At 70.5% G+C, this 26,054-nt stretch carries 31 protein-coding genes and 1 pseudogene; 13 read left to right on the top strand and 19 right to left on the bottom strand.

The features are described 5' to 3' along the window. Nucleotides 1-48: 48 nt before the first annotated feature. From AB0C01_RS14670 to AB0C01_RS14660, 3 genes are all read right to left on the bottom strand, one after another. On the bottom strand, nt 49-1,086 hold the full coding sequence (locus AB0C01_RS14670) for a hypothetical protein (RefSeq protein ID WP_357244771.1): 1,038 nt from the start codon (nt 1,084-1,086) through the stop codon (nt 49-51). After that, complete coding sequence (locus tag AB0C01_RS14665; RefSeq protein WP_357244769.1) at nt 1,086-1,355, bottom strand: hypothetical protein; 270 nt, start codon at nt 1,353-1,355, stop codon at nt 1,086-1,088. The genes AB0C01_RS14670 and AB0C01_RS14665 overlap by 1 nt, the downstream gene beginning before the upstream one ends. Nucleotides 1,356-1,744: 389 nt before the next feature. Beyond that, on the bottom strand, nt 1,745-2,299 hold the full coding sequence (locus tag AB0C01_RS14660; RefSeq protein WP_357571366.1) for a Uma2 family endonuclease: 555 nt from the start codon (nt 2,297-2,299) through the stop codon (nt 1,745-1,747). A 126-nt stretch (nt 2,300-2,425) separates the two neighbouring features. On the opposite strand from AB0C01_RS14660, the gene AB0C01_RS14655 reads away from it, so the two are divergent. The 3 genes from AB0C01_RS14655 to AB0C01_RS14645 all read left to right on the top strand — a co-directional run bounded on the left by AB0C01_RS14655 (nt 2,426) and on the right by AB0C01_RS14645 (nt 4,716). Beyond that, nucleotides 2,426-2,881 (top strand): GNAT family N-acetyltransferase, encoded by a 456-nt coding sequence (locus tag AB0C01_RS14655; protein ID WP_357244766.1) that lies wholly within the window; start codon nt 2,426-2,428, stop codon nt 2,879-2,881. Between the two features lie 9 nt (nt 2,882-2,890). Next, entirely contained in the window at nt 2,891-3,370 is a 480-nt protein-coding gene (locus tag AB0C01_RS14650) for a hypothetical protein (protein ID WP_357244764.1), read from the top strand. A gap of 74 nt (nt 3,371-3,444) precedes the next feature. After that, a complete protein-coding gene (locus AB0C01_RS14645) occupies nt 3,445-4,716 on the top strand; it encodes an MFS transporter (protein ID WP_357244762.1) in 1,272 nt (423 codons plus the stop codon). Here the strand turns inward: AB0C01_RS14645 and AB0C01_RS14640 are convergent. After that, nucleotides 4,676-5,872 carry an epoxide hydrolase family protein gene (locus AB0C01_RS14640; protein WP_357571365.1) on the bottom strand — a complete coding sequence of 399 codons (1,197 nt, stop codon included), beginning with the start codon at nt 5,870-5,872 and terminating at the stop codon, nt 4,676-4,678. The genes AB0C01_RS14645 and AB0C01_RS14640 overlap by 41 nt on opposite strands. 83 nt (nt 5,873-5,955) lie before the next feature. Between AB0C01_RS14640 and AB0C01_RS14635 the strand changes: the two genes are divergently transcribed. Both AB0C01_RS14635 and AB0C01_RS14630 read left to right on the top strand, forming a co-directional pair. Next, complete coding sequence (locus tag AB0C01_RS14635; protein ID WP_357244758.1) at nt 5,956-6,900, top strand: RNA polymerase sigma-70 factor; 945 nt, start codon at nt 5,956-5,958, stop codon at nt 6,898-6,900. Nucleotides 6,901-6,982: 82 nt separating this feature from the next. Beyond that, nucleotides 6,983-8,185, top strand: coding sequence for an FAD-dependent oxidoreductase (locus AB0C01_RS14630; protein WP_357571364.1), 1,203 nt, complete (start codon nt 6,983-6,985; stop codon nt 8,183-8,185). Between the two features lie 171 nt (nt 8,186-8,356). Here AB0C01_RS14630 and AB0C01_RS14625 read toward each other — a convergent pair whose 3' ends face one another. After that, on the bottom strand, nt 8,357-8,497 hold the full coding sequence (locus AB0C01_RS14625; protein WP_357244754.1) for a hypothetical protein: 141 nt from the start codon (nt 8,495-8,497) through the stop codon (nt 8,357-8,359). 684 nt (nt 8,498-9,181) lie between these two features. Here AB0C01_RS14625 and AB0C01_RS14620 point away from each other — a divergent pair. Continuing rightward, a pseudogene (locus AB0C01_RS14620) lies at nt 9,182-9,355 on the top strand (DivIVA domain-containing protein); the annotation flags it as partial. A 170-nt stretch (nt 9,356-9,525) separates the two neighbouring features. Here AB0C01_RS14620 and AB0C01_RS14615 read toward each other — a convergent pair. From AB0C01_RS14615 to AB0C01_RS14585, 7 genes are all read right to left on the bottom strand, one after another. Continuing rightward, complete coding sequence (locus AB0C01_RS14615; protein ID WP_357571363.1) at nt 9,526-10,071, bottom strand: Imm21 family immunity protein; 546 nt, start codon at nt 10,069-10,071, stop codon at nt 9,526-9,528. Nucleotides 10,072-10,075: 4 nt separating this feature from the next. Continuing rightward, nucleotides 10,076-10,429, bottom strand: coding sequence for a DJ-1/PfpI family protein (locus AB0C01_RS14610; RefSeq protein WP_357244750.1), 354 nt, complete (start codon nt 10,427-10,429; stop codon nt 10,076-10,078). A 2-nt stretch (nt 10,430-10,431) separates the two neighbouring features. After that, the gene (locus tag AB0C01_RS14605; protein ID WP_357244748.1) at nt 10,432-10,830 is read right to left on the bottom strand and encodes a hypothetical protein; all 399 of its coding nucleotides are present in this window, start codon (nt 10,828-10,830) and stop codon (nt 10,432-10,434) included. An 85-nt stretch (nt 10,831-10,915) separates the two neighbouring features. After that, the gene (locus AB0C01_RS14600; RefSeq protein WP_357244746.1) at nt 10,916-11,407 is read right to left on the bottom strand and encodes a YcxB family protein; all 492 of its coding nucleotides are present in this window, start codon (nt 11,405-11,407) and stop codon (nt 10,916-10,918) included. Between the two features lie 173 nt (nt 11,408-11,580). Then, on the bottom strand, nt 11,581-12,507 hold the full coding sequence (locus tag AB0C01_RS14595) for an AraC family transcriptional regulator (RefSeq protein WP_357244744.1): 927 nt from the start codon (nt 12,505-12,507) through the stop codon (nt 11,581-11,583). A 563-nt stretch (nt 12,508-13,070) separates the two neighbouring features. Then, nucleotides 13,071-13,481 carry a lasso peptide biosynthesis protein gene (locus AB0C01_RS14590; RefSeq protein WP_357571362.1) on the bottom strand — a complete coding sequence of 137 codons (411 nt, stop codon included), beginning with the start codon at nt 13,479-13,481 and terminating at the stop codon, nt 13,071-13,073. Then, nucleotides 13,478-14,296 (bottom strand): hypothetical protein, encoded by an 819-nt coding sequence (locus tag AB0C01_RS14585; RefSeq protein ID WP_357571361.1) that lies wholly within the window; start codon nt 14,294-14,296, stop codon nt 13,478-13,480. Before AB0C01_RS14585 ends, AB0C01_RS14590 begins: the two co-directional genes overlap by 4 nt. Before the next feature lie 430 nt (nt 14,297-14,726). Between AB0C01_RS14585 and AB0C01_RS14580 the strand changes: the two genes are divergently transcribed. After that, nucleotides 14,727-15,713 carry an AraC family transcriptional regulator gene (locus AB0C01_RS14580; protein ID WP_357244739.1) on the top strand — a complete coding sequence of 329 codons (987 nt, stop codon included), beginning with the start codon at nt 14,727-14,729 and terminating at the stop codon, nt 15,711-15,713. A gap of 10 nt (nt 15,714-15,723) precedes the next feature. On the opposite strand, the gene AB0C01_RS14575 is transcribed toward AB0C01_RS14580, so the two are convergent. Beyond that, entirely contained in the window at nt 15,724-16,287 is a 564-nt protein-coding gene (locus AB0C01_RS14575; protein ID WP_357571360.1) for a hypothetical protein, read from the bottom strand. 15 nt (nt 16,288-16,302) lie between these two features. On the opposite strand from AB0C01_RS14575, the gene AB0C01_RS14570 reads away from it, so the two are divergent. Beyond that, complete coding sequence (locus AB0C01_RS14570) at nt 16,303-17,211, top strand: TMEM175 family protein (RefSeq protein ID WP_357571359.1); 909 nt, start codon at nt 16,303-16,305, stop codon at nt 17,209-17,211. Here the strand turns inward: AB0C01_RS14570 and AB0C01_RS14565 are convergent. Both AB0C01_RS14565 and AB0C01_RS14560 read right to left on the bottom strand, forming a co-directional pair. Continuing rightward, complete coding sequence (locus tag AB0C01_RS14565) at nt 17,208-17,924, bottom strand: uridylate kinase (RefSeq protein WP_357571551.1); 717 nt, start codon at nt 17,922-17,924, stop codon at nt 17,208-17,210. The genes AB0C01_RS14570 and AB0C01_RS14565 overlap by 4 nt on opposite strands. 130 nt (nt 17,925-18,054) lie before the next feature. Then, on the bottom strand, nt 18,055-19,248 hold the full coding sequence (locus AB0C01_RS14560) for a DUF418 domain-containing protein (protein WP_357571550.1): 1,194 nt from the start codon (nt 19,246-19,248) through the stop codon (nt 18,055-18,057). A 116-nt stretch (nt 19,249-19,364) separates the two neighbouring features. Here AB0C01_RS14560 and AB0C01_RS14555 point away from each other — a divergent pair, with 116 nt between their 5' ends. Further along, entirely contained in the window at nt 19,365-20,123 is a 759-nt protein-coding gene (locus AB0C01_RS14555; RefSeq protein WP_357571358.1) for a TetR/AcrR family transcriptional regulator, read from the top strand. A gap of 83 nt (nt 20,124-20,206) precedes the next feature. Beyond that, entirely contained in the window at nt 20,207-20,662 is a 456-nt protein-coding gene (locus tag AB0C01_RS14550; RefSeq protein WP_357571357.1) for a hypothetical protein, read from the top strand. A gap of 22 nt (nt 20,663-20,684) precedes the next feature. On the opposite strand, the gene AB0C01_RS14545 is transcribed toward AB0C01_RS14550, so the two are convergent. Continuing rightward, entirely contained in the window at nt 20,685-21,488 is an 804-nt protein-coding gene (locus AB0C01_RS14545) for a helix-turn-helix transcriptional regulator (RefSeq protein WP_357571356.1), read from the bottom strand. Nucleotides 21,489-21,602: 114 nt separating this feature from the next. On the opposite strand from AB0C01_RS14545, the gene AB0C01_RS14540 reads away from it, so the two are divergent. After that, nucleotides 21,603-22,661, top strand: coding sequence for an NAD(P)-dependent alcohol dehydrogenase (locus tag AB0C01_RS14540; RefSeq protein WP_357571355.1), 1,059 nt, complete (start codon nt 21,603-21,605; stop codon nt 22,659-22,661). A 36-nt stretch (nt 22,662-22,697) separates the two neighbouring features. Here the strand turns inward: AB0C01_RS14540 and AB0C01_RS14535 are convergent, their stop codons facing one another. From AB0C01_RS14535 to AB0C01_RS14525, 3 genes are all read right to left on the bottom strand, one after another. Further along, nucleotides 22,698-23,372 carry a hypothetical protein gene (locus AB0C01_RS14535; RefSeq protein WP_357571354.1) on the bottom strand — a complete coding sequence of 225 codons (675 nt, stop codon included), beginning with the start codon at nt 23,370-23,372 and terminating at the stop codon, nt 22,698-22,700. Between the two features lie 124 nt (nt 23,373-23,496). Continuing rightward, nucleotides 23,497-23,685 (bottom strand): DUF397 domain-containing protein, encoded by a 189-nt coding sequence (locus AB0C01_RS14530; RefSeq protein ID WP_357571353.1) that lies wholly within the window; start codon nt 23,683-23,685, stop codon nt 23,497-23,499. Next, entirely contained in the window at nt 23,675-24,523 is an 849-nt protein-coding gene (locus tag AB0C01_RS14525; RefSeq protein WP_357571352.1) for a helix-turn-helix transcriptional regulator, read from the bottom strand. Before AB0C01_RS14525 ends, AB0C01_RS14530 begins: the two co-directional genes overlap by 11 nt. Before the next feature lie 197 nt (nt 24,524-24,720). Here AB0C01_RS14525 and AB0C01_RS14520 point away from each other — a divergent pair, with 197 nt between their 5' ends. Further along, nucleotides 24,721-24,870, top strand: coding sequence for a hypothetical protein (locus AB0C01_RS14520; RefSeq protein WP_357571351.1), 150 nt, complete (start codon nt 24,721-24,723; stop codon nt 24,868-24,870). Continuing rightward, nucleotides 24,867-26,051: a helix-turn-helix domain-containing protein gene (locus tag AB0C01_RS14515; RefSeq protein WP_357571350.1), complete on the top strand. Its 1,185-nt coding sequence runs from the start codon at nt 24,867-24,869 to the stop codon at nt 26,049-26,051. Before AB0C01_RS14520 ends, AB0C01_RS14515 begins: the two co-directional genes overlap by 4 nt. The last annotated feature ends 3 nt before the right edge of the window (nt 26,052-26,054 follow it).

Here is a 26,054-nt window from a genome sequence, read left to right as displayed (position 1 = left end):
GCTCGGACCCGGTCGGTGGTCGCACCGACCGGGTCCTCAGCCGCGGACTCAGACGTACGGCGGGGTGGAGTAGGCCGCCCGCAGCGCGGCCAACCCGGTCGCCTTCGGCGTCAGCGTGCCCCACCCGGAGTTGAAGTAGTTGGTCCGCGCGATCAACGGCCCACGCTCGGCGTTGAGCTGGGCGACGGCCGCTGGCACGGTGGCGATCCAGGCGGCCTGGTTGGGGATCTCGGCCACCCGCACCCCCCACTCGGCGATGAGCACCGGACGGGACAGCGCCAACGGGCCGAGGTCGGCCACCGCCCAGTCCTTGGTACGGCGGAACCGGGCCAGCGCGGTGTGGCTGGCGTTGGTGCCGTAGACGTTCCACTGGAGGAAGTCCAGCCGGGCCATCAACGATTCGGGGTGGACGCGCTGGAAGCAGGCTCGGTCGAAGCCGGCGATCCCGATCGAGAAGGTCGTACCGCCGGGCAGCGTGCGTGCCTTGAACCAGGTGAGGATGTAGTTGATCGCCTGCACCGCCCGGGCGTCGGACTGCGCCCAGGTGTACCCGACACCGCCCTCGGTGGTGCCGAACTCGTGGTCGGTGTCCAACTCGGACGCGAGTTGGATGTTCACGCCGAAGCCGAGCGTCCGATACTGCGCCAGCGCGCGGGCGAACAACCCGTCACACTGACCGCTGACCACCTGGCCGTACCCGTACGCCTTCGGCCAGTTGGTGCCGGGACGCTGCTGGATGGTCATCGACGGCGCGGGCACGGTGTAGGTGGTGCCGTCCACGGTGAAGGTCTGCGGGCCGTCCGGGGCGCCGTAGTGCTTCAGCTCCAGGACCATGTTCATCTGGATCCCCTCCCGGCCCAGCGTGATCAGCCAGGGCCGGTTGTAGCCGGGGAAGATGTAGCCGTCGGCGAAGCTGCGGTACTGGGTCAGTGAGCGGAAGTTGCCGCCGGCCATGTCGGCGGTCGGGTCGGCACCCCCGGAGAGGTAGTAGCCGCCGAGTACCGGCTGGCCACCCACGGTGTAGTCGGCGCTGGCCGTCGCGGTGTTGCCGGCGGCGTCGCGCACCTGCACGGTGACGCGGGGCATCACGCCACCGCCCGGTAGACGGCGACCGCGCCGTTGTCGGAGACCCGGGTCCAGGTCCGCCCGGAGTTGTCGGTGACGGTCAGGGTGAGCGGGTCGATGACCGCGGTGACCTTGACGGGCGCGCTGCTGTTGCCCTGCGCGTCGGTCACCACGATGGTGACGGTCAGCGGCTTGGTGTCGGCGTCGGAGTAGGTGGCGGTCAGCAGCATCTGGCCGCCGGGCGGGAAGGCCGACGCGTTCAGGCTTGCGGTTACGGTGGGAGCGGCCATGGGGGTGCCTCTCTGAGCTAGATCGCCGGGTCCGGGCGCGCTGGGCGACGCCGGACCGACGGGACGCACACAGGTGCGGAAAGGGAAGGCGGAGCACCGGCCCAGGCGACGCGGCCATGCGGCGGCGTCGGCGGTGATGACGTCCTTGTCCCGGTGAGGACGAACCCGCTGAGGGCGCCCCCAGCGGAGTCGGCACCTGCCCCAACAGTGCTCCGCCGGAGGCCCTACCGTCTTGTCCGTTGCACGACAGGGACCCCCACTGAGCTGCGGAAACGTGAATCGCGGCTGCTGTTTCGGCCGCGACACCCCGAACGGCTCACACCCGCGCGCCGACGTCGCGCCCTGTCCAGCGAGGAACGGCGTCCAGCAGTCGGCGAAGTCAGTGAATGTCAGTCGAGATGGTCGGCGGGGACCGTCTGGAGCAACCACGCCAGCGGCATCCGTGCCCGCTCCTCGTAGGTGCCGTCCCCACCCAACACATGCAGGGTGACGGTCTGCGCGCCATCCCGGTCCACCACCCAGTACCGCGGGATCCCCACCGACGCGTACTCGCGGACCTTCGTCACCGAGTCCATCGCCTCCGACCCCGGCGAAACGATCTCCACCACGAGTACGACATCGTCGACCGCGGCCCAGACGCTGCGGGTCGGCGGCGTCCGCCACACGCTGAGGTCGGGGGTGCGACCGCCGTGGCCGTCCGGGCCGGAGATGCGCAGACCGGCCGCCTGGAGCACATGCTCGGCGGGCCAACCAGCCATGATCAGCCAGGCGAAGAGGCGACTGGCGATCATGGCGTGATCCGAGTCGGGGGGCGGCATGACCGACAGGACCCCCTCGGGGCTGGTCTCGTAACGGTGGCCGTTCGGATCGGCGGCGTTCATCGCCGCCAGGTCGTCGAGCGTCACGATGGCGGGCATGTGCATGCCGACGGCCTCAGCGCTCATGGGCCTCATCCTAATTGACCAGCGGCACCGTGCCCTGGTCGGTTCAGCGACGTCGGCGTGCCGGGTCGAGCAGGGTCGGCGGGTGTCGGACCTCTCGTCTGCTGGGGCGGCGATAGCGTGGTGATCATGGTGGAGTGGGAGCTGCGACCGGCCTCGCTGGCGGACGTCGACGCCGTGGCCGAGTTGCGCGCCGTGGTGCTGCGGGCGGATCTGGAACGGCTCGGGCGGTACGACGAACAGCGCGTACGGCAGCGCCTGCGGGACGGCTTCGTTCCGGCGTACACCCGGGTTGTCGAGGTGGGTGGGGCGTTCGCCGGCTGCGTGGCGCTGCGCCCGGCGGACGACGCCCACTGGTTGGAGCACTTCTACCTCTCCCCGCACGTGCAGGGCAGCGGCCTCGGCACGGCCGTGTTGCGCGACCTGCTGGACCGGTGCGACCGCGACGGCACCCTGGTCCGGCTGAACGTGTTGCGGGGCAGTCCGGCCCGGCGGCTCTACGAGCGGCACGGATTCACGCTGACGGCCGAGGACCCGGTGGACGTGTTCATGGTGCGCGCGCCGCTACCGCAATTGTCAATGTAACGTTGACCGATGACGTCGGAGCTGGCGCAGTTGGCGGACGTCCAGGTCGCCCGCGCCCACCTGGACGAGCGGGAGCTGGACCTGATCGACCGGGCGCGGCACGACGGCGCGACGTGGGCGCAGGTGGCGCAGGCGTTGGGCCTCGGCAGCCGGCAGGCCGCAGAGCAGCGCCGGCAGCGCCTGGTGGTGGCGCGGAGGTCACGGCAGCGGCACCGCGACCTCGGCTACCCGGCACAGATCGCGGCACTGCGCGCCGCCGTGACCGAGCTTGAGCGATGGATCGTGGCGGACCGGCGGTGGAACGCCCGATTTCGTCGAGCGGCGCTCGTGCGCAGCACGGTGGACGCCGCCCTGGACGCCGCCCCGGGGTCGCTGTACGCGCTGGCCCTGCCCCTCGTCGCCGACCTCGCCGAGGCGGGTGACCGGCTGCCGGCACCCGCCCGAGCCGCGGCGGCGGCGCTCGACGCGGCGATGTCAATGCCACATTGACGTAAGCCGCCAACATTGCGCCGACAAGCCTCAAGGCCAAAGGATGAGTCATCCCGACTCAACCTGGAGGGCTCATGCGGCGCAACGCCGGACTGTTCGTGACGATCTCACTGCTGTCCGGCTTCGGCAGCAGCGCCATGTCCCTGGTGGCCGGCATCTGGACCCTGGACCTGACCGGCTCCACCGGCCTCGCGGCCCTCACCGGGCTGTGCGTGTACGCCCCGGTGCTCGCCGGCCCGTGGCTGGGCGGCCTGCTCGACCGGGCACCCCGACGCCCGCTGGTCATCGCGGTGAACCTCGGGTTGGCTACCGCCCTGCTGGCCCTCTTCGCGGTACGCGGGCCGGGGCAGACATGGCTGATCTTCGCCGTCTCCTCCGTCTACGGCGTCAGCTACGTGCTCATCGACGCGGGCGAGACGGCGCTGCTGCCGTCCGCGCTGTCACCCACGGAACTCGGCGACGTCAACGGGTGGCGCTCCAGCGCGGGAGAGGGCATGAAACTCGTCGCTCCCCTGGCCGGGGCGGGCCTCTACGCCTGGCACGGTGGCCACGCGGTCGTCGTCCTCAGCGCGTGCGCGCCGGTCCTGGTCGCCATCCTGTACGCGGCGGTGCGCCTCAACCGGACGCCACCGGTCCAACCGACGCGGCGGCGCCCGGGCCTGCGTACCGGATTGTCGGCCCTGTTCGGACAGCGGGCGACGGCCGTGCCCATCGTGCTCGCCGCCGTGTCGATCGCCATGTCCGGCTTCACGACCGCGGCGATCTACACGATCGTGACCAGCGACCTCCGTCTCCCGACGACGTTCCTGGGGGTGCTGACAAGCGCACAGGGCGGCGGTTCCGTCATCGGCGGCCTGATCGTCGGCAGGCTCCTGGCCGGCCGGGGTCCGGGTGTGGTCGGCGTCGCCGGGACCGTGCTGTTCGCCGTCGGTTGCCTGGCGCGTGGCCTGCCGTGGTGGCCGGTCACGGTCGCCGGCGCGGTGATCGCCGGCGTCGGCCTGCCCTGGACCCTGGTCGCCGCGGTGACGGCCGTGCAGACACACACGCCGTCGGAGCTGCTGGGCCGGGTGTCCGCGACGGCGAACACCGCGATGTTCGGCCCACTCGTGCTGGCCATCCCCCTCGGCTCGGCGGCCGTCCACCTCGGCGGTCGCCCACCGCTCGTCGCCGCTGTGGTGATCTGCCTGACGGCGGTGGCGGTCACGCTCGCCCGTCCGGCGACGACGACTCGGCGGACACTCGAGCCTGATCGCTCCGGCTGGGCTCCGCCGTCCAGCGGTCAGCGGAAGCGTGTGGTGTGGCGGCCTACCGCAGCAGCCGGAAGAAGGCGCGCAGGTCGGCGATAAGCAGCTCGGGCACCTCCAGCGCCGGGAAGTGCCCGCCGCGGTCGTGCTCCTTCCAGTACCGGATGTCCGGGTAACGGCGGGCCGCCCAGCGTCGGGACGGCCGGGGCACCTCGGCAGGGAAGACCGACGCGCCGACGGGTACGCGCACCGGGGCGGTGTCCGCGCCGCTGATCCAGCCGGACACCCGGTCGATGCTCTCCGCGTACAGGCGGGCGGACGACGCGGCGGTGCCGGTCAACCAGTACAAGGTGACCTGGTCGAGAATCTGATCGCGGCTGAGGCCACCGGAGTCAGCCCAGGTGAGCAGCTTCTCCCCCATCCACGCACACAGGCCGACCGGGGAGTCGACCAGGGCGTAACCGACGGTCTGCGGGGCGGTGCGGTGCACGTCGGAGTACGCCGAGCTGGACTCCCCGCGCTGTCGCAGCTGTGCCAACGCTTCGCGTTCGGCATCGGTATGCTCTGCGTCCGCGACCCGATCCGGGCCGGCGAGCGGCGGTACGAGGTGGACGCCGGCCACGTGCTCGCCGTCGAGTGCCCCGAGGACGCTGGAGACGCTTGTGCCCCAGTCACTGCCGGCGGCGCCATAACGGGCGTAGCCGAACGCCGCCATGATCTCCGCCCAGCTCGCGGCTATCCGTTCGATGCCCCAGCCGGGTCCGGTGGGCCGGGCGCTGAAACCGTAGCCGGGTAGCGACGGGATCACCACGTCGAAGGCGTCCCCGGCGGTGCCGCCGTGCCTCGGGGGATCGGTCAACGGTGTGATCAGGTCTACCAGTTCCAGCACCGATCCGGGCCAGCCGTGGGTCAGGACCAGCGGCATCGCCCCCGGGTGCGGTGACCGGGCATGAAGCACGTGGATCTTCAGGCCGTCCACGCTGACGAGGTACTGCGGGAAGGCGTTGAGCCGCGCCTCGGCGGCCCGCCAGTCGTACCCCTCGGCCCAGTACGCGCAGAGGGACCGCATCTCGTGCAGGGGTACGCCGTGGGCCCAGCCGGGAGCGGTCGCCGTCTCCGGCCAACGGGTACGCGCCAGCCGAGCACGCAGGTCGACCAGCTCGGTTTCTGGCACGTCCACCCGGAACGGCTGGATGTCGACGGATCGCCCGCCAGCGAATGCCGGCGGCCAGCCGGACGGGGCCGTAGACGACGACATCGACAGAGTTTCCCACGGGCAAGGCCGGCTGGCATGCCCACAGCTCGGCCGACGGGGTCGCGGGCGTGGTTAACTATCGAGCCATGCCGCTCAGTCCGGACGACGTCGAGCTCTTCGAACGCGCCAGGGCTCGCCTGGGGGCGATCGCCTATCGGCTGCTGGGCTCGGCAAGTGACGCCGAGGACGCGGTGCAGGACACGTTCCTGCGCTGGCAGGCCGCCGACCGGCAGCGCGTCGAGACGCCCGAGGCCTGGCTGACGAAGGCCCTCACCAACGTGTGCCTCAACCAGCTCACCTCGGCGCGGGCCCGACGCGAGACGTACGTGGGCACCTGGCTGCCCGAACCGGTCCTGGCCGGGGACCGGATGCTCGGCCCACTCGACACCGCCGAGCAGCGCGAGTCGGTCTCCATGGCGGTGCTCACCCTGCTGGAGCGGCTGTCGGCCAAGGAGCGCGCGGTGTACGTACTCCGCGAGGCCTTCGGCTACACACACGCGGAGATCGCCGACATGCTCGGCGTCAGCGAGTCGAACTGCCAGCAGATCTACCGGCGGGCCAAGCAGCACGTCACCGGCGACCGCGCCCGCGCCGAGGTCGACGGCGCCACCGCGCGCCGGATCGTCGAGGAGTTCCTCGCGGCGGCCGCCAACGGCGAGACCCAGCGGTTGGTCACACTCCTCACCGACGACGCGACGAGCATCGGCGACGGCGGCGGCAAGATCCCGGCCCGGACCACACCCGTCGTCGGCGCGCTGGCGGTGGCCAGGTTCCTGCGCGGCCTGTTCGCGCCCAGCACCGCCAAACGGGACATCGTGGGCGGCAGTCCCGCCCTCTACACCGAGGTCGTCAACGGCGCCCCGGCGCTGGTGGTGGTGCTCGACGAGCAGGTCGTCGGGGTCATGACGCTGAAGGTGACTCCCGACGGCGTCGCGGCCCTGCACGTCCAGGTCAACCCCGACAAGCTCGTACGCGCCACCCGCCACTGGTCCACCTCCGCGCACGGGGAGCCCCTGCTGCACGTCTGGTGACCCAGCTCTCAGCCGACTCCTGTCAGGAATCGGGACGCTGTCCGGTTCTGGAAGCGACCCTCACCGAGACAGGAGTGACACCATGAAGCACCGGATCGTCGTCCTCGGAGCTGGATACGCCGGAGCCATCGCGGCCGGGCGTCTCGCCCGGCGGCTGCACCGCGACGACACGCAGATCACCATCGTCAACGCCGACGACGACTTCGTCGAGCGGGTCCGTATGCACCAACTCGCCACCGGCCAGCACCTCAGGCGCCGACCGCTGACCGACGTCTACGCGGGCACCGGCGTCGAGGTCCGGGTGGCCCGGGTCACCGCCGTCGACGTCGACCGCAGGACCGTCGCGCTCGTCGCCGAGCACGGCACCGACGAGATCGCGTACGACACGCTCGTCTACGCCCTCGGCAGCACCAGCGCGGACCACGGCGTCCCCGGCGTCGCCGAGCACGCGTACGACCTCGCCGGGAGGCCATCGGCAGCGCGGTTGCGCGACCGCCTGGCCCAGCTCCCGGCCGGCGCGACAGTGCTCGTCGTCGGCGGCGGCCTCACCGGCCTGGAAGCGGTCACCGAGATCGCGGAGGCCCGCCCGGACCTCGACGTCGCGCTCGCCGCCCGGGGCGCGCTCGGTGACTGGCTCACCGCGAAGGCACGGCAGCACCTGCGCGGGGTCTGCGACCGGCTCGGCATCACCGTCCACGAGCACACCGACATCGCCCGGGTCGACGCCACCGGCGCGGTCACCGGCGACGGCCAGGTGATCCCGGCCCAGGTGACCGTGTGGACGGCCGGCTTCGCCGTCCACCCCATCGCCGCCGCCACGACCCTGACCGTCGCGGACACCGGGCAGATCGTCGTCGACGCCACGATGCGGTCGGTCTCCCACCCCGACGTGTACGCCGTCGGCGACGCCGCAGTCGCCGAGGGACCGGGCGGGAAACCGCTGCGGATGTCCTGCGCCTCGGGAACCCCGATGGCCTGGCAGGCCGCCGACGCCATCGCCACCCGCCTGACCGGTCGGACGAAGATCCCGAAGGCCCCGCTGCGCTACTTCAACCAGTGCATCAGCCTCGGCCGCCGCGACGGCATCATCCAGTACGTGACCGCCGACGACCGGGCCAGGCCCGCCCTGCTCAAGGGCACGCTGGCGGCCCGCTACAAGGAGTTCGTCTGCGCGGGCGCGGCCTGGAGCGTCTCCCGCCCGATCCTGTACCCGGTGCGCCGCCACCGCATCGTCGCGACCCCCACGGAGAGCCTCGCGACGACGAGCATGAGCCCGACGCGCTGATCAGCCGTCGGGCGCCGTCGGGCGTCGACCCAACGGGAAATCTCCCGACCGACGGCGTGTACCGCACGGCCCCCGGTGACCAACTCGGGTCGGTCACCGGGGGTCTCAATCGCCTGTTCGGGATCGGCTTGCTGTACCCCCGTGATGGTTGGGGGCGGTGTCACGACGCTGCTAGCCGTGGCCCCAACCGAGGGTCTGCAGGACGGACTCCGAGACGACCGGCTTCTCGCCGGCTTGAGCTGGCGCGGCCACCCCGCTGACTGCCAGCGCGGCTCCGATCGCCACTGCGTAGAAGACACGACGGATTCGCATGAACTCTCCCTTTGAGCGGTGTGTGCCGCCGGTGCGATTGGCGACAGCGTGGACTGATCGTCGGACCTGCTTGAGGTGCCCACCGGTGGGCGGAACTCGTCACCCAATCTCGATCGGCCGGCGTCCTGGCTGATCGAAACGCAGCGTATTGGCCCTACCGGGCTGGCCGCTACGCCGATGGCTGTCCCGGACACACGCGTGCCTGTCCGGGCAGCTCACGGCCCTGTCCGAGGTTGTCCGGAACACCCGACCCGCGCTCCCGGGACGGTTTCCATCGCCACCGCGACAGTGGATGCCATCGACCGACGTCGCGACAGTTCCACCTCCCGTCCTCAATCCAGGTCTGCCACGCATCGGCCTGCTTGACTCCTTCGTCATGCTGGAAGCGGAGCCCACACCCGTGCCATCCGAGGAGGACTCGTGCGTAAGCCAGCCAAGACCGCCGCCGTCCTCTTCGGGCTGGGTGTCGGTGCCGCGGTCGGCCCATCCCTCGGGCCGGCCGCCACGTGGTCCGGCATCACGGTCGCCGCGCTCGGCGTCGTGCTGTCCCTCGTGGGCACCACGGAATCCGATCTCGTCGAGGACGGCCTGGTCAATCGCGACGGGGCCGCGGCGGGGACAGCCGACGGGACGAGCACCGGAACTCCGGTCGTCACCGACCAGCTACTGCTGGACCTCCAGCGGCGGCCCACCCTCAGCGGCCTGGGCAACCGGGTCGAGCAGATCCTCAGACTCGCCGAGCGGCAGGCCCACGACCACCGGACGGAGGCGCGGCGCGAAGCAGAGGGCATCGTGACCGACGCCCGACGGGAGGCGGAGGCGATCCTCAACCGGGCGCACGACCAGGCGGCCGCGATTGCCGGCACGCATTGGGAGCCACCTCCGACACCACCCGAGCAAGCGTCGGCGGCGGACGAAGGTCCGCGCCGACACGCCTGACGGAGGCCGGGGGTACGTCCGCCGGAGGCCGCCCGCCCACCGGCACGCCCGCGAGGGCGAGAGCGCGCCCCCATGCGGGGCCACGGCGTTCACGCCGACGGCGGCGGCTCGACCAACTGCACGAGCACCAGCGCAGTCCCCCGCTCAGGATCGACATAGGCGGTACGGATCAGGTAGGTGCCGGCAGCCACGTCGACCGTGAGGTGTGGTTCGTGCGCCAGCTCGTCACCGGCGTACGCGGCGTCGAACAACCGCGCCGGCCCGCTGGTCGTCCACGTACCGGCGTCCTCCCAGCGAGCGACCTCGACCGCACGGGGAACGAGGCGGATGACGTCCACCTCCGAGGGGGCGTAGATCCACCGTACGAAGATCCGCCGGTCGGGGAGGTAGGTGGTGGTGGCCGGTTCGTCGCCCAGTACCAGTGCCTCGGCGTCGCCGACGGCCACGGTCCCGGCGTAGCCGTCGATCCGGCAGGCCCGATCGTAATCATCCCAGGTATTCGGGTCGCCGGAACCGGAGATCGCGCCCTGCCAGTCGGTGAGCGCCGACGACGGCACGACGACGAGTGGCCCGCCGCCGGACTCGATCCAGGGCAATCGGCTCTCGGGTCGGCCCGTACGCGCGAGGTCGCTCATGGTTCTACCTTCCCTGCGCGAGCCAGGTGGGCGCCGGTCGCGCGTACTCGATGGTGGCCGCGACGCGGTCGGCGGTGGCCGCGTCGCGCTCTCGTTCCGTGATCCACAGGGCCAGGTCCAGCCCGGCCGCGAGCGCGCCCGCGGTGATCCGGTCCCCGTCGTCGACGACCCGCTCGTCGACGACGTCGACGCCGTAGGAGCGCAACTCCTCGTACGCGTTGCGGTTGGTGGTTGCCTGCCGCTGGCCCAGCAGGCCGGCGGCCGCCAGCAACAGTCCGCCGGTGCAGACCGACGCCATCCAGCGGGTCGAGGGGGCCAGCGCGGCCAGCCGAGCGGGGAGTACGCCGTGCTGCGCCATGGCTAGGCCGGGAAGACAGCACCGTTGGCGCCCAGGTACGGAGCCGGGTCCAGGCGGCCACCCAGCGCGGCAGCCACCGCCTGAGCGGCGGCCAGCTTGATGTCGCCGTCGCCGGTGTCGACCGGTAGATCGTGGATCATCGTCAGCGTCACCCGCATGGCACGGTCGCGACCAGGTACGTGCGCGAGCGCGTACTCGGCGCCCTCGACCGCCTCGGCGATCAGCTCAACGTTTGTCGGTCGGTCGACCACGGCATGCGGTCCGTACCGGTCCCGCAACCAGTCGAACGCGTGGGGAGAGACGACCACCTGATCCTGCTCGGCCGGCTCCGCCACCGCGGCGACCTCGGCCATGTGCGCCCGCCCGGCGACTATCTGACGGAGCAGGAAGACCCCATCCACAGCAGCAGTCTACGGAGAGCGGGTCCGGCGCGGACGCTCCGGCCCAGAAGCACCTTCGCTGCGGGCCGAAGGTCGTACCGGGTGGTCACTGGAGCAGATCACGTGTGGCCAGGTAGGCCCGCAGCGTCTCGTCGTCCTCGGCGGACATCAGGCGACGGGGGATGACTGTCGCCGGCATCCGCCCGACGAACACGATCCAGAACTCGGGAGTTTCCTTCACCTGGGTTACCCCGTCCCAGGCGATGCCGCTGGACTGCGAGCCGCTGCGCATCATGATGTTGTTGTCGGTGATGTCGTAGGCACCCTCGACCGCGTAACCGCTGGAGCGTCGCCGGGCACGCCACCGCACCCACGGCGAGTACAGCATCGACAGCAGGCCGGCCACGACCAGGGTCACGCACAGCGGCGAGATCTGGTCGGCCCGGTCGGAGCCGCGCGAGACGGCGAGGCCGATCGCCCCGACCGCCACCAGCACTGCGCCGATGATGCCGTACCTGCGCAGGCGTACACGGCTGAGCGCGTCGGCCACCCGGCCCGGGTAGGCGGGATCGGCGGGGACGTCGAAACGGATGTGCACGCCAGCACGATAGTGCCCGGATCATGCGCGAGCAGCTCGACGGGGCGGTTGGTTGGCGAGGGAAGAGCGACAACCTCCCCGACGGGTACGACTGGCCGGCGTACGTCGCCAAGCTGACGAAGCTCGCCGACCGGTTCGGATAGCCAACCCCGTCCACCGCCGGCCGGGGTTCGTCACTGACCGGGCTCCACCGGCACCGATGCGCTCGTTGCGCGGAGAGTGTCGTAGGGATGGCAGCCGTACGCCTCGCGGTACGCCTGGGCGAAGCGCCCGGGATGGGTCCAGCCCCAACGCCGGGCCGTCTCCGCCACGGTCTGCCCCGGCTTGGCGTGTTGCAGGTCCCAGTGCGCCTGGCGTAATCGGACGGCGCGCAGGAAGGCCATCGGGGTCTGCCCGTGGTAACGCTGGAACGCCACCTGTAACGCGCGTTGGCTGACCTCGCAGGCTTCGGCGATCCGGCCCACGGTCAACGGTGACGCGGCGTGGGCCTCGATGAACTCGGCGGCCCGCCGCACGATCGCGCGGCCGACGCCCGCCTGCCCGGGCAGGTAGTTGATGGTCATCGTGGTGTTCGGGAACACCGCGACGGCGGTGGTCGTCAGCAGGTCCACCAGGCCAGCGCGGGCCAGTGGGCTGGCGGTCACCGCGTTGACGGCGAGTTGTCGCCGGGCGAACGCCGTCACCGACTGCCAGAGCAGGGCCATCGCCGGGGACAGGGGTGCCATCGTGGTGAACCGGAAGTTCGCAATGGGCAGGCCGGTGCGGACGGAGGCGGCCGCCGCGACCCGTTGCATCGGCAGCCGGACGAAGACGGCCGCCAGATCGTCGATGAGGTGGACCCCAGCCACCGCCGGGTAGCGACCTGTCATGTTGGGGCCGAGGCGCAACTCGTCGTCCTCGGTACGGACGGCGTACCGGCCGTGCGCCACTGTCACCGCCGTGAAGTCGCGATAGGGCAACGACTCGGCGCGGTTGCGCATGGTGTATCGGGATTCACCGATTTCCAGGTCCTCGACACGCAGCGTCGCCTGCCGGTAGCGGAATCGCGCGGGGGGTCCGGAGATCCGCACTCGATGTTCCCCGTACTGGAGTGCGATCACGTGGTGTGCTTCTTCTGGGTCGTCAGTCTCGACGACGTCTCGGCTGACTGGCTCCTGCCCGTCAACATTCCCCGTCCACGCCATGGGCCGTCACCTCCGTCGGCCGTCAATCCGGCCCGATCTGTTTGAACGTGCCACGCGGTGGTTCGCAACGGCCTGTCGGAGACTTCCAGACGGCTGCCGCGGCATCCTCCGCGGCTGCGACACGCCGAGCCGACAAGTCGATCCAATTCCGGTACAAGACTGGCCATTTCACGAACTACAGGTCGCGTGATGGTTCGCTGCTACGCAACAATCGAGTTCGATCCCGCGTCTCCGGGCTGCGCCGAGGCAGTCTCCGGAGTGAGCAGCATGACTGTGTCAATGTGGTTACGCGTTTTTCCGGGCAAGATTGTCGGGTTGCCGACAACTCAGTCGGCAACGTCGATCCCCGTTTCTCAGCTTTACCCCCTGCTGTCCGAGCCACTCACCCTGGGTCGGCCCGATCGCCGGCCGATCGGGGTCCGCGACGATGCGACCCCGGTCGGCCGGTCCCCCTGACGATCCTGCTGGCTGCGCAACGGTCAGCGCAGCCAGGCCGACGGGACCGGATGCCGCAGAATCTCGGCCAACCCGTGCCGGTGCGGGTCGGGGTCACCGTCGAGCCAGGCGTGGGCGTGGAAACCGGCAGCCGGCGCGCTGACCCCGATCACCACGGTCCGCGGCACCCCCCGCTCGGCGAACCAGCGCTGCCGCACCAGCGCGCTCTCCAGACAGTTGCCCCCGCTGCGGCCCAGCGCCCGCCGGACCAACGTGTCGCTACCGCCGGACGGGGGCGCGGTGAGGCGTACCGCGCCCAGCCCACCTCGGGCGAGCTGGCGCCGTACTCGCCGACAGGCCAGCATCGTCCACGCCGCCAGGGCCACACCACGTGGCCCGTGGCCACGGATCAGCCGGGCCAGCGCATTCAGGGTGCGGCCGGGGCTGGTCGTCACGGCAGCGACCCGCTGAGCGCGGCACCAAGGAGTCGATGGGTGGCATCGAGGGCCGCCCAGTCGCGGGGACGGGTCAGGTCGAAACCCGGCCGGGCGGCGAGCGCGAGCAGCGCGCTCGGGTCGGAGGGCAACTCGGGCAGGGATCGACGGGCGACGAGGCGGGCCAGCACCTCGGCCGGACCGACCGGGGTCACCGCGAGCCGGTCGCCCCAGTGCAGGAAGATCCAACCGCCGATCGGCAGGCGGGGCGTGACGGCGGGCAGGATGAGCCGAAGCCGGCTGTCGTCGCGGACGACCCGGGTGGGCAACCCGAGACCGGGGATCGGCTCTCGCAGGTCCACGCAGCGTGGACCGGCGAGCACGTCGCCGGCCGCACAGACCACGATGTCGTCGGCCAGCACCGGCACGTCCCGGGCGGCGAGCGCCGCGAGCAGTGTGCTCTTGCCGGCGGTACGACCACCGAGCACCACCCAGGCACGTCCGGAGTGGACGAACGCCCCGGCGTGGAAGGTCTCCCGCTCGGCCCATCGGTTGACCACCACGGCCACCGGGGCGAGGTACGGGTGGGCGAGCAGGTCCGCGGCGAGCGGCGGCCCGTAGAAGGTGGCGCTGCCGCTGGCCCGGTTCACGTCGAGGGTACGGCCGTCGGCGAGTATCCGGACCATCCGGTCGGCGTTCAACGGCGCGGGCGGCGGTGGGACGGCGTGCCGCTGCCGTACGGTCACCGGTCGGCTTCCCACGGGTGGGCAGGTGTCGGCGTCCAGTTCGACGACCTCGTCGAGTCCCTCGATGTGCAGCCCGTAGGCGGTTCTCATGGGTGCGTCTCCTGGTGTCGCTCGGGCGCGTGGCCGACACCGGGTGCGACTACCCGCCCGGCGCCTGGTCCGGCTCGGAGCGTGTTCGGCGCGGCGTTTCGGCCGTCCGGGACGATCGGCGCCGTCCGCCTGGCGGGTGCCTGTGGTACGGACTGGTCCATAGCGGAAATCCGCTCTCTCGGAACTACCACGTCCCGCCCGCAGCGGCCTCTTTTGGTGCCTCTGGTCGGCGTTATCTGGCCTGTCTCGTGCGGATAATGGACAGCAAGGTTTCCGTCGTCGCTGTGGCGGGTAGGTTTCTACCCATGTCGGCGGGCGCTTGCCGTCGTTGAGGACAGTGGACCGTCCTCACATTCCAAGCACTCCGACCAATCCGCGCGTCGCCAAGCAGACGTGTCAGACGGCCCCAGCTTGGCAACGAGGAGCCGGCATGCAGCATGGCGATGATTCGGTGGGTACGCCCATCCGGCGCAGGTACGAGGCCCGTGAGGTCTCGGGGGCGCACGACGTGATCAGCCAGGAGTGCGCGGGGATCGAACTTCGGTCACACAACGTCACCGGGCAGTTCACCTATCAGCAGGAATCGGTGGAGGCGGGGCCGGTCCTGGTGAGTCGGGTGCGGTGCGGCGCGGACATCGAGGGTCATTTCTTCGAGCCACTGACCGACCTGATCTTCCTCTCGGTGCTGCAGGGGCAGGTCGACACACGGGATGGGCGGGACGAGACGCGGACCGGTCGCGGCGAGGTGCTCCTGAACCCGACCGGCCGCCCGTTCACCAACATCTGCCGGGATTTCGACATCTACAGCGTCAACCTGGACCTGCGCACCGTGACCGAGGCCGCCACCGAGCGGACGGGCATCGATCCGGTCGACTTTCGGTTCGAGGCGATCACGCCAGTCTCCAGGGAGATGGGTCAGTTCTGGCACAGCACCACGCTTCACCTCTATGACCTTCTCAACGGGCCGTCGGAGCCGCTCCGCAGTCCGCTCGTGGTCGGTGCCGCGATCGACCAGGTCGCCTCGGCCGCGCTCGCCGTCTTCGCGAACTCCGCGATGACGATGTCGCACCGGGTCGAGGCCGTCCCGTTGCCCGCCGGCCCGGTCCGCCGTGCCGTGTCGTTCATCGAGACGCACTCCGACGAAGCGATCACCGCTGCCCAGATCGCCGAGGCGGCCCGCGTCACGCCCCGCGCCCTCCGGGCGGCGTTCCGCCGCCAGTTGGGGACCACTCCGATGGCGTACCTGCGGCGCACCCGGCTGGACCGGGCCCACCAGGACCTGCTCGGGGCCGATCCGACCCAGGGGACCACCGTGGCCGAGATCGCGCACCGCTGGGGCTACCCACACACGGGCCGGTTCGCCGCCGACTATCGAGCGGCGCACGGCCAGTCGCCCAGCGACTCCCTGCACAGCTGACTCGGCGACGCTACTCGACGTTCGTCTTGATGAGCACACCCTGGTCGGCGCAGGCCGTCTGGAGCCCCGTCGACGCGGTGCCCGCCGCGGTGAGCAACCCGAACGCATCCGACTCCTGCCCCTTCGGCAGCTGCGAGATCCGCCAGGCGATGTCGATGAGCGTGGTGCCGTGCTTGCGAATGTCCTCGTACCGGGAGTCCTCGAACACCTCCCGCGTTTGCCGATACTCGGCTTCGGTGAGCTTGAGGTCGCCGGAGCCCTTGACGCTGCCGTCCGGGCTCTTGCCCTCGGCCAGCCGCTTGCAGGCGGCGAGCCCGGAGTCCTCCTTGAGGAACCCCTCGTAGACGGTGAGGCCGGCGGCCACGAGCATCAGGAGGGCGACGAAGGCGACGCCGGCGAGCAGCAGCGGCTTGCGCCCTGATGCGCCGGCCGGCGGCGATGGCAGGTGGCCGGGCTGACCCGACCCGGGGTCCTGCTGCCCGATCGGATGGGGCTGGTACTGCTGTGGCGGGTGAACCGGGCCGCCCGGCTGGTACGGCGACTGCGGCTGCTGGGCTTGGTAAGGCTCGGTCACGGTGTGCTCCCCCACGTGTTCTCTGACGCCGGAATCCAGACAACCATGCGTCCGGCAGACATGGTGCCCCGCGGTGCGGACGCCGGTGCCATGGGCACTCGCCTCCCGGCCGGGCCGCAGCGCGACTCGGAGGCCGGACCCCGACGGCAGGCGGTTTCCCGGCGGTTTGGCTCGCGCGGCGGTGGGAAACCGGCGGCACCGGAAAGTTGGGGGAGGCTCATGCGCTGGTTTCGCGCGGCTCGCCGCGCCTCCAGGAAGGACCCGACCAGGTCCAGCAACCCGATCGGCGCCGAGCGAGATCCGAAGCGGGTCATCTCGTTCAGCGACGCGGTCATTGCCATCGCCGTTACCCTGCTCGTCCTGGAGATCCGCCCGCCGGAGGACTTTGCGCACCTCCTTCGCGGCCTCATCGAGCTGTGGCCCTCCTACGTGGCCTATGCGATCACGTTCCTGCTGATTGGGCAGATGTGGGTGAATCACCACGTCATGTTCGATCACATCCGCTCCGCCGATCGCATGCTGCTCCTGCTCAACACCCTGCTGCTGATGGTGATCGCGTTCCTGCCGTTCGCCTCGTCCCTCCTGGCCCACGCGTTCGAGTCCGGCGAGGGCAAGACAACGGCACTCATCTTCTACGGGGCCACCTACGAGGTGGCCGCCCTCCTCTTCAACGTGATCTGGGAGTACGCCAGGTCTGGCCGGCGCCTGCTCACCTCCACCACCGACAACGACACCGCCTGGGCGATCAGCAGACGGTTCCGTCCCGCGCCCGTCTGGATCGCCGCCGGAACCGCGCTGGGCGCTCTCCATCCGGTCGTGGGCCTCGTCGTGGTCACCGCGTTCATCCCCTTCTACTGGCTGCCCATCAGGGGTGAGGTCGCCAGCATCAGGCGCACCCGCGAACAGAGTCCCGGCGACCCCTAGGGCGGGGGTGGATCCAGCGGGCCGATCGGCGGGCTCGTGAGACGTCTGGCGATCTCCCAGGCCGGCAGTTCGGGATCGTCGTTGTGTACGACGATGTCCGCGTGCTCGGCCGGGCGAGCCGCGGCGAAGTAGAGCTGCTGGGAGGGGATGTAACGCTCGCGCCAGCGTCGTTCGACGGCCGCCCGAGGTGACACCAGGCGCTCGCGTCTCACGGCACGATCCACGGTCCTCTCCAGTGCCGTCGACACGAAGATGCGCAGCTCCCACCGATCGATCAGTTCCGGGCGCAGGAGGAAGACGCCGTCGAAGACGAGCACGGCGGCCGCCGGGGCAGTCGTGATCGGCGGAGACAGCACAGCATCCGCGGCATGGTCGTAGATCGCGTGTTGGAAGCGTCGATCTCCGCGCGGGCCGAGCGGATCCAGCAGGACCCGGTTCAGGGCGTCGTAGTCGTGGGTGTCGTAGTAGCAACCTTCGGCCGAGTACTCGCCGCGCGGATAGCGCTGTGCCCGGGGGTGGACGAAATCGTCGATCGTGGCGCGGATGACGTCGCGGCCCCGTTCGCGCAGGGCGACCGCCAACTCGTCGGCGAGGGTGGTCTTGCCGGCAGCGGGTGGTCCGTCGACGGCGACCCGGGTCGGGTGGGCGACCACGACCGACCCGACCGCCTCAGCGAGGCGCTCGATCAACTCACCGCGCGTGCCGTGCACCAGGTGAACCTCCTGCTGGGCCAGGTCGGCGTACTCCCCCTGTGTTTTCGCGGTCGGGCTGTCCTGCGTGACCGACCGCGCCGACGTCCGCACATTGTCGTACGCCGGCGGCGGCCCGGCCACGGTGCGGACATCACGTCCGGGGCCGGTAGGTCAGGCGGCGCAGGACGACCTCGGCGGGACCGGGTCGCGCGCGCCTGTCGAGCTGACGGGCCATCAGCACGGTGGCGAGCCAGACGGCGACCGCGATGATCAGGCCGGTCACCGTGGGGCTGCCGAAACGGTCGCCGAGGGCGAGCGTGAAGGGTGCCAGAAGGACGAGCCAGGCCACGGACTGGAAGAGATACCCCGACAGGGACCGCTGCCCCAGGGCGGAGAGTGCGCCCACGACAAGGCCAGACCGCGTGGCTCGCATGGCGATCAGGCCGAAGACGGCCACGTAGCCGGGTCCGGCGAACATGCCGCTGGCACCGTGGAGCAGCAACGCCAGACCGGCGGCCGACTCGTCGACGTGCAGCCATCCGGCGCTGACCAGGGCGGCCGGGAGTCCTCCGGCGATGGCGAGGCCGAGACCGAGGATGGCGGTCCAGGTGAGCAGGGTCCGGTGGCGGGCCGGTTCCTCGAGGACGCGACGGCGAGCGGCCCACATGCCCAGCCAGGCGATCATGATGAAGGGCAGGACGGTAAGGGTGTGCACCGGCCATTCGCCGAGGCGGTCCAGCACGGCTGCGGCGTACCCGGGCGCGGCGAGGGAGTCGACGTGGGTCGACGGCAGCGGCGCCGACGAGCCCGAGGCGCCGAGGATGGCGCTGACCACGATGGCGCCGATGACCAGCACCTCGACTGTCGCCAGCGCCCAGAGCACCAGCGCGATCCGGTGGAACGTGTCGCTGCGGCGCAGGAGGAGCAGGGTCATCGCGATCCCGACGATGCCGTACGCGCCGAGGAAGTCGCCGTAGTACAGCAGTGCGGCGTGCGCGAAACCGAACACGACGAGCCAGAGGTTACGGCGTAACAGCACGGAGCGGACCTGCTTCGGCGTGGCACCGGAGGTCTCCTGGCGGCGGGCGAGCTGGACGAGTCCGTAGCCGAACATCACGGCGAAGACCGGATATCCGCGGGCATGGACAAGTTCGAAGAGCAGGAGGTTGAGGCCACGGTCGACGCCCTCGGGGGTGGCGTCGAGACCGGGCTCGCCGGCGAAGACGACTCCGACGACGTTGGCCAGGGCGATGATCAGCAGCATCGCTCCTCGGGCCAGGTCCGGGGCGAGGGCGCGTTCGGTGCGCAGCACCGGTCCTCTCGATGTCCGCACCGCGGTGTGCATGCTCACGTTCGTCTCCCCCGCTCGCCTGATTTAGTTTCAGACAGAAAGTATCACAGGCACACTAATTGCGTCTGGCATGATGGTGCGGTGACTGTCCGGGGCGAACGTGAGAGCCCATGACCAGCGAGGACTTCGTTCCAGCGCCACTGCGCCGGCTGTGGGGGATGCCAGAGTCGTCGCGGCTCGGGCGGCCCGCGGCCCTCGACGTCACCATGGTCGTCGCCGCGGCGGTGACGATCGCCGACCGCGACGGTCTGGGCGGCGTGACGCTCCCCAAGGTCGCCGAGAGCCTCGGCTTCACGAGCATGTCGCTCTACCGTCACGTCGGATCCAAGAACGAACTGCTCACCCTCATGGCCAACGCCGCACTCGGTCCACCACCACGACTCGACACCAGCGACTGGCGGGAAGGGCTGCGCCGCTGGGCCTTCGCGCAGCGCTCGGTGTACCAGCGTCGGCCGTGGCTGACGCGTGTGCCCGCCTCCGGGCCGCCCGCCGGGCCGAACCAGATCGCCTGGATGGAGGCCGCACTGGCGATCATGTCCCACACCCACCTGGACTGGGCACACAAAATCGGCGCGCTGTCCCTGATCAGCGGCTATGTGGCCCAGTCCGTACGCCAGTACAGCGAACTCGCCGAGGGTAGGGCCGAAGGCCAGGGGCAGGCCGACGCCGAACGCGAATACGGCCGGGCGCTGACCCGGCTCGTCGATCCCGCCCGCTTCCCCGAGACGGCCCGCCTGTTCTCCTCGCCCCTGTTCGAGGCGCCACCGTCCGACACTCCCGACGCGACGATCGCCGACGCGGACTTCTCCCTCGGGCTGGAGTTGATCCTCGACGGCATCGCCGTCCGCATCGAAGGCTCCGACTCCTGAACCGAACCGATGTGGGTCGTCCCTAGGGTCCGAAGCGTGTCACCCCCTCCCGGTAGCCTGCCCGGCATACGACAGGGGGTCTGATGTCCGCGATCACGTCACTGACCGTGGTCCCCAGGGACAGCGTCACCGAGCTGGCCCGCCTGGCCGCCACATCGTCATCGTCGCTCCACTCGTACCTCGCGGAGCACGGGGGCCCGGCGCGCCAGGAGTACGACTGGTCCGGGTACTGCATGCTGTACGTCCTGACCTATCTGGAGGAGCGCGGCGTCGACCTACAGCAGTCGGAGTTCGATGCGGAGTCGAATGCCATCAACAGCGTGCTCGGCTTCACCGTGTTGATCACGCCAGCCCACCGGCAGTTCCTGGATCAGCTCGACCCCGGCAGGCACCGCGCGGAGGAGTTGACCGCCCATTTCGATGAGATGGGAATGGAGTTCGAGGAGAGCGGCACCGCCGGTCTGGACGGGCTGACGCTGCTGCGCGACAGCATCTCCGACCTCGGCGACGACCAGGTCCTGCTGCTGCACCTCGGCTGAGGCCCCGGCCGGCAGATGGTGTCTACCACCTGACGAGTTCGGCCAGTGCGGCGCTCGTGCTCTCGTCGGCCGGGAGGAAGGCCTCCAGTCGCAGTTCGGCGATGGTGACGTCGGTGGCGGTGCCGAAGTGGGTGAGTGTGGTGATGAGCCGCAGCTCCCGGTTCTCCGGGCCGCTCGTGCGCAGGTGCAGCGGCACCGCGAACCCGAGGTGGTGTGGCGAGAGTTGTCGTGGCCGCGGAGGTGCCAGGTCGACGAGTTCCTCGACGAGGCGCTGGAGCCGGTCACTCGGGTTGCGGACGCTCTCGGCGCGGACGCTGTCGATGACGTGCCAGGCCCATTCGTCAAGGTTGACGATGCAGGGTGCGAGACCGCGGGGGTGCAGCAGGACCCGGGGGACGCTCACCGGTGGGGTGAGGAGCTGTGGGTCCACTCCCCGGGTGATCAGGTGGAAGCCGGCGTTGGCGGAGACGAGGTCGCCGTGCCGGTCGACGATCACGGCCGGGTACGGCAGGTGGCCGTGCAGCACGCGTTCGAGGGCGGTTCGGATCGGCGCCAGGTGGGGGTCGTCCAGGTCGTGCTGTGGGTACGCGGGCGCGAATCCGGCGGTGAGGAGCAGTTCGTTGCGCTCGCGGATCGGCATCTCCAGCGATTCGGCCAGCCGTATGATCATCGCCCGGCCGGGGAGCGAGCGTCCGCTCTCGATGAAGCTGACGTGCCGTTGTGTGGTGCCGGCCCGCACCGCCAGTTCGAGTTGGCTGACGCGTCGTCGGGAGCGCCAGGTACGCAACGCGGCCGCGAGCCCGCCGCTGGCGGATTCGGTGATCATTCGTCAGGTGTACCGGGTGCCGCGCCGGATGGCGATTCCCTCCGAGGAATTGTCGCGGCGCATGCGGCGCAGAAGAGTCGTGGTCGCACGATCATCCACGACCGAGGGATCAGCATGGCTGACATCGACCTGACGAACCGCACCGACCGGAGTCTGCCGCCGTCCGTGCGCAGCTACCGCGTGAACAGCGGCGATGGGATTACTGGCCTGAAGCTGCGTACCCACGCACTGATCCCGCCGGGTGTCGGCGAGGTCGCGGTCGCGGTCCACGCCGTCTCGCTCAGCTTCCGCGACCTGCTGGTGCTGCGGGGGCAGTACGTGCTGCCGGTCAAATCGGACGTCGTCCCCGTCTCCGAGGGCGCCGGGCAGGTGATTGCCGTGGGGCCAGGTGTCCAGCTGGTGCGACCGGGTGACCGGGTCACCGCCGCGCTGTTCCCGCACTGGCTGGACGGTCCCCTGAAACCGTCGTACCTGCCACAACTGGGAGGCTCCCTCGATGGCATGCTCACCGAGATCGCCGTCCTGCCCGAGCAGGCCCTCGTCCCGGTCCCCGAGCACCTCTCCTACGCCGAGGCCGCGACGCTGCCGTGCGCTGCCGTCACCGCCTGGAACGCGCTGACCGGGGACGGCCCCGGGATCCAGCCCGGGCACACGGTGCTGGCCACCGGATCGGGCGGCGTCTCACTGTTCGCCGTTCAGCTGGCCAAGCTTCTCGGTGCGAAAGTGATCGCCACGACCGGCCAGGTCGAAAAGGAGCAGCGCCTTCGTGACCTGGGCGCGGACGAGGTCGTCAACTATCGCGCCGTTCCCGACTGGCATGCCGCGGTCCGCGACATCACCGGCGGGCGAGGGGTCGACCGGGTCGTCGACACCGCCGGCATGCTGGAGCAGTCGCTGAAGTCGCTTGCCGTGAACGGACACGTGGCGTTCGTCGGGTCCCTCTCGGGTGAGTGGCCACCGGTCGACCCTCGCCTGCTGTTCGGTGTCGCTGCGACGGTCCGGGCGTTGGCAGTCGGAAGTCACGCCCAGTTCGTTAAGCTGAACGAGGTCATCACCGCGCACCAGCTTCGGCCCGTCACCGGCCGTGCGTTCCCGTTCGAACAAGCCGGCGCGGCGTTCCGGCACTATGAGTCGGCCAGCCCGTTCGGGAAGGTCGTCATCGAGGTCCGATGACGGGTGTGCGTGGCGGCCGAATCCGCCACGCACGGGTCACTGGCGTGGCTGGCCCAGCCGAAACCGGGCTGCGAGGTCATCGACAAGGTCGCCACTGTCACGCGAACCGTCGACGGACACCACCGGCAGGCGCAGCTCGACGGCCTGGCGGCGGACTTCGGCGTCCCACAGTTCGTCGCGACCCAGTCGCAGCGCGAGCGCCTCGCTGTGGTCGCTGTCTCCCCAGTTCGCGTGGGCTCTCCTGGCGTCGGCGAACCGGGACCGCAGTGCCCGATCCCGAAAGCGCGGCGTGGGCAGCAGGAAGGCCGCCTGCTCCGGCCAGGTCAGCAGCGGAGCGACCTCGCCGGGCAGCGTACGGAAGTCGTCGACCACGACCGGACGCTCAGCGGGCATCGCGAGCAGGTCGTCGACCACGAACCCGAACGTCTCCCCGTGCAGGCTCGGCATCGACTCGAAGATCTCCTGGGCGCTACGGCTGTTCCAATTCCGCGCGGGCGAGGCGTGCAGCAACGCCCAGAGGTACGGCTGCTCGTGCGCGGTGCACCGGCTGACGTAGCTGCGCTCCGCGCGGTCGCCGTCGTAGATCAGCACGTCGTAGCGCGCGGCCAGGGCATGGGCGAGAGTGCTCTTGCCTGACCCGGTGCCCCCGCCGAGCCACCGCACATGGGACAGACGGCGAGCGAGATCTACAGCTTGGTTGTCAGCGCCCATGCCACGAAAGACTGCCGACATCGCGGACGAAGAAACAGTCTTGTTCTTCAGGTGGCGGCCGGTGAGGATCAAGGAGAGGGAACCGTGACCCGCATGCCCTGAACCACGCCACCGTCCCGGTGGGTCAGGGGCGGCAGACGTTCCCCTTGATCGTGCCGACGAACGCGTCCCAGGCGGCGGGCGCGAAGCTCAGCATCCCGGCATCGGGCGACTTGGAGTCGCGGACATCGACCTGGACGCACCGGTCGCGCACCTCCACGCACTGGCCGTTGTTGCCGGAACGGCTCGACGTGCGCCAGGCGTTACGTTCCATGCTTGCTCAGCTCCTTGACGAATTTGATCGACTCGGCGGGTGACCGCGCCAGCGTCTTCAGATTGTCGTACGCCGCCGACAGCCGCGCCAGGTCGCGACTCGACTCAAGGAACAGCTCGCCGGCCAGGGTCTCGATGTAGCCCAGTGGCGGCTCGTCCCGCTCGAAGCTGAGCAGGGCGAAGCCGCTGCTGATCGCCAGGTGGGCGCCGGCCTCGAAGCGCAGCACCTGGATCGTCACGTTCGGCAGCCGACTGAGGGTGACCAGGTGATCGAGTTGCTCACGCAAGACATCCGGGCCGCCGACCTCGGTGCGCAGGGACGCCTCGGAGAGGATGGCGTGCATCCGCAGCGGAGTCGGTTGCCGACGCAGCACCTCCTGCCGGGTCATCCGGGCGGAAACCCGCTGGTCGATGGTCTCCGGGTCGGTCTCCCGGCCGATGACGTTGACCTCGCGGGCGTAGCTCTCGGTCTGGAGTAGACCGGGCACGAGCATCGGCTCGAAGTTCTTCAGTTCAACGGCCTCGATCTCGTACGCGATGTAGGTGGCGTACTTGCCACCGAGACGCTGCCACCAGCCGTCCTCACGCAGACCGCGCGCCTGGTCGAGCAGCGAGGTCCCCGGCTCCTCGTCGATCTTGACGCCGTACGCGACGAGCAACTCCATCACGTCACCGACCCGAGGTCTGATCTCACCCGACTCGATCCGACTGATCCGCGACGGTGAGCAGTCCACGATCGCCGCCGCGGCCTCGCCGGTCAGCTCCTTCGCTTCGCGGAGCTTGCGTAGCTCCCGGCCCAGCCGCCGAGAGCGCGGTGTCGCTGGCGTAAATCGAGGCATGTCGTGATTCTGCGCCCTGACTCGCATGTCGCCATGCCCTGACGCATGTGCTCGGCGTGTCGATCATGCCCCTTGCCTTGCCTTGCATCACATGATGCGCAACTCTGATGACTGTCGGCGACGGAAACTCACCACAGCGTGAGCTGCGGACGTCGCGACCTGCCGGCCTCCGGCCTCATCAGAAAGCGAGCGTGCGCATGGCCTCTGCAGTCGTGTCGATCGTGTTCGGCGGCCTGGTGCCGGGCTTCCTGCTCGGGCTCCTCGCCTTCCGGGTCAAGTCGCGATCGTGCCCGCGCTGCGGGGAATCCACCGAGGCCATCGAGCCGTCGCCGGGGCGGGAGCGATGACCGAGCCCTACCGCCGCAACGGCAACGAGCCGCCGATCGGGCGGCGGATGGCGGAGCTGCGAGCACGTCGGGGCATGAGCCAACAGGTCTTCGCCGATCGGATCCGCAGGTCGAAGAGCTGGGTGGACAAGGTCGAGCGAGGAGTGCGTACCCTCGATCGGCTCTCGGTGATCGAGACGGTCGCCGCCGCCCTCGGCGTCGCCCCGGACGTCCTGCTCGCGGGCAAGGCCCCGCGCCAGCCGGTCGCCGACACCGGCGGCGACGTGGAACGCCTCCGCGCGGCGCTGGCCCGCTACGACCTACCCGCCACCGGCCGGCCGGCGCCGTCGTTGGCCCAGCTCGACGCCCAAGCGGGGTACGCGTGGACGGCGTACCGCAACGGTCACCTTCCCCAGGTGCTACGCCTGCTGCCCGACCTGCTCGACGACAGCCGCACACACCCGGGAGACACGGCCGACTTGCTGGTACGGGTATACCGGCTCGCCGCCCAGGTGCTGGTCAAGCTCGGCGAGGCGGATCTCGCCTGGCTGGCCGCCGATCGGGCGATGGCCGCCGCCTCCGGCGACCCTTTGCGTGCCGGCCTGGCGGCGATCTCTCTCGCGCAGGCGCTGCGAGCCCTGGGGCGCGGCCGGTTGGCGATGACGGCCGCCGTCGCCGCCGTACACCAACTGGACCTGGCACCGGCCCACGCCCGCCGGGCCGGCGTAACCGGGACCCTGTTGATCGAAGCGGCGCTCGCCGCCGCCGTCGGCGGGGACACCAGTGCGGCAGGCGAACTCACCCAGCGAGCGGCTCACCTCGCCGACGGCCAGCGTCAGCACGACTGCGACGGCGTGGAATTCGGCCTTACACCTGTCGACCTCGCCCGCGCCCTGATCGCGATGTGGTCCGGCGACCACCAATCGGCCGTGACCACCCACCGACGGGTCATCGGCGGCAACGCCTGGCACCTGCTCCCCGCCGAACACCGGGCCGCTCACCTGATCGACATCACGCACGCCTACCTGGACCTCGGCGACCCGCGCTCCGCCGGCCGGGCGCTGGTCGCCGCCGACCGGATCGCCACCTGGGAGACACGAATTCGCCCCGTAGCCCGGGCAGCGCTGACCGCCGTGTTCCGCGCCGGACCCGGTGCGGCCGACGTGGCTCGGCTGGCCGCGACCATCGGATTGACGCGGTAGTGA

The sequence above is a fragment of the Micromonospora sp. NPDC048905 genome (assembly GCF_040649655.1).
Lineage (GTDB): Bacteria > Actinomycetota > Actinomycetes > Mycobacteriales > Micromonosporaceae > Micromonospora.
Note: the sequence above shows the minus strand (reverse complement) of the source record. Positions and strands in the feature narration are given on the sequence as shown.

Bases quoted from the DNA above. Each gene is read 5' to 3' on its own strand.
- AB0C01_RS14670 (WP_357244771.1), bottom strand. From the start codon at position 1,086: ATGCCCCGCGTCACCGTGCAGGTGCGCGACGCCGCCGGCAACACCGCG.
- AB0C01_RS14665 (WP_357244769.1), bottom strand. From the start codon at position 1,355: ATGGCCGCTCCCACCGTAACCGCAAGCCTGAACGCGTCGGCCTTCCCG.
- AB0C01_RS14660 (WP_357571366.1), bottom strand. From the start codon at position 2,299: ATGAGCGCTGAGGCCGTCGGCATGCACATGCCCGCCATCGTGACGCTC.
- AB0C01_RS14655 (WP_357244766.1), top strand. From the start codon at position 2,426: ATGGTGGAGTGGGAGCTGCGACCGGCCTCGCTGGCGGACGTCGACGCC.
- AB0C01_RS14650 (WP_357244764.1), top strand. From the start codon at position 2,891: ATGACGTCGGAGCTGGCGCAGTTGGCGGACGTCCAGGTCGCCCGCGCC.
- AB0C01_RS14645 (WP_357244762.1), top strand. From the start codon at position 3,445: ATGCGGCGCAACGCCGGACTGTTCGTGACGATCTCACTGCTGTCCGGC.
- AB0C01_RS14640 (WP_357571365.1), bottom strand. From the start codon at position 5,872: ATGTCGTCGTCTACGGCCCCGTCCGGCTGGCCGCCGGCATTCGCTGGC.
- AB0C01_RS14635 (WP_357244758.1), top strand. From the start codon at position 5,956: ATGCCGCTCAGTCCGGACGACGTCGAGCTCTTCGAACGCGCCAGGGCT.
- AB0C01_RS14630 (WP_357571364.1), top strand. From the start codon at position 6,983: ATGAAGCACCGGATCGTCGTCCTCGGAGCTGGATACGCCGGAGCCATC.
- AB0C01_RS14625 (WP_357244754.1), bottom strand. From the start codon at position 8,497: ATGCGAATCCGTCGTGTCTTCTACGCAGTGGCGATCGGAGCCGCGCTG.
- AB0C01_RS14615 (WP_357571363.1), bottom strand. From the start codon at position 10,071: ATGAGCGACCTCGCGCGTACGGGCCGACCCGAGAGCCGATTGCCCTGG.
- AB0C01_RS14610 (WP_357244750.1), bottom strand. From the start codon at position 10,429: ATGGCGCAGCACGGCGTACTCCCCGCTCGGCTGGCCGCGCTGGCCCCC.
- AB0C01_RS14585 (WP_357571361.1), bottom strand. From the start codon at position 14,296: ATGAGAACCGCCTACGGGCTGCACATCGAGGGACTCGACGAGGTCGTC.
- AB0C01_RS14580 (WP_357244739.1), top strand. From the start codon at position 14,727: ATGCAGCATGGCGATGATTCGGTGGGTACGCCCATCCGGCGCAGGTAC.
- AB0C01_RS14560 (WP_357571550.1), bottom strand. From the start codon at position 19,248: ATGCACACCGCGGTGCGGACATCGAGAGGACCGGTGCTGCGCACCGAA.
- AB0C01_RS14555 (WP_357571358.1), top strand. From the start codon at position 19,365: ATGACCAGCGAGGACTTCGTTCCAGCGCCACTGCGCCGGCTGTGGGGG.
- AB0C01_RS14550 (WP_357571357.1), top strand. From the start codon at position 20,207: ATGTCCGCGATCACGTCACTGACCGTGGTCCCCAGGGACAGCGTCACC.
- AB0C01_RS14545 (WP_357571356.1), bottom strand. From the start codon at position 21,488: ATGATCACCGAATCCGCCAGCGGCGGGCTCGCGGCCGCGTTGCGTACC.
- AB0C01_RS14540 (WP_357571355.1), top strand. From the start codon at position 21,603: ATGGCTGACATCGACCTGACGAACCGCACCGACCGGAGTCTGCCGCCG.
- AB0C01_RS14535 (WP_357571354.1), bottom strand. From the start codon at position 23,372: ATGGGCGCTGACAACCAAGCTGTAGATCTCGCTCGCCGTCTGTCCCAT.
- AB0C01_RS14530 (WP_357571353.1), bottom strand. From the start codon at position 23,685: ATGGAACGTAACGCCTGGCGCACGTCGAGCCGTTCCGGCAACAACGGC.
- AB0C01_RS14525 (WP_357571352.1), bottom strand. From the start codon at position 24,523: ATGCCTCGATTTACGCCAGCGACACCGCGCTCTCGGCGGCTGGGCCGG.
- AB0C01_RS14520 (WP_357571351.1), top strand. From the start codon at position 24,721: ATGGCCTCTGCAGTCGTGTCGATCGTGTTCGGCGGCCTGGTGCCGGGC.
- AB0C01_RS14515 (WP_357571350.1), top strand. From the start codon at position 24,867: ATGACCGAGCCCTACCGCCGCAACGGCAACGAGCCGCCGATCGGGCGG.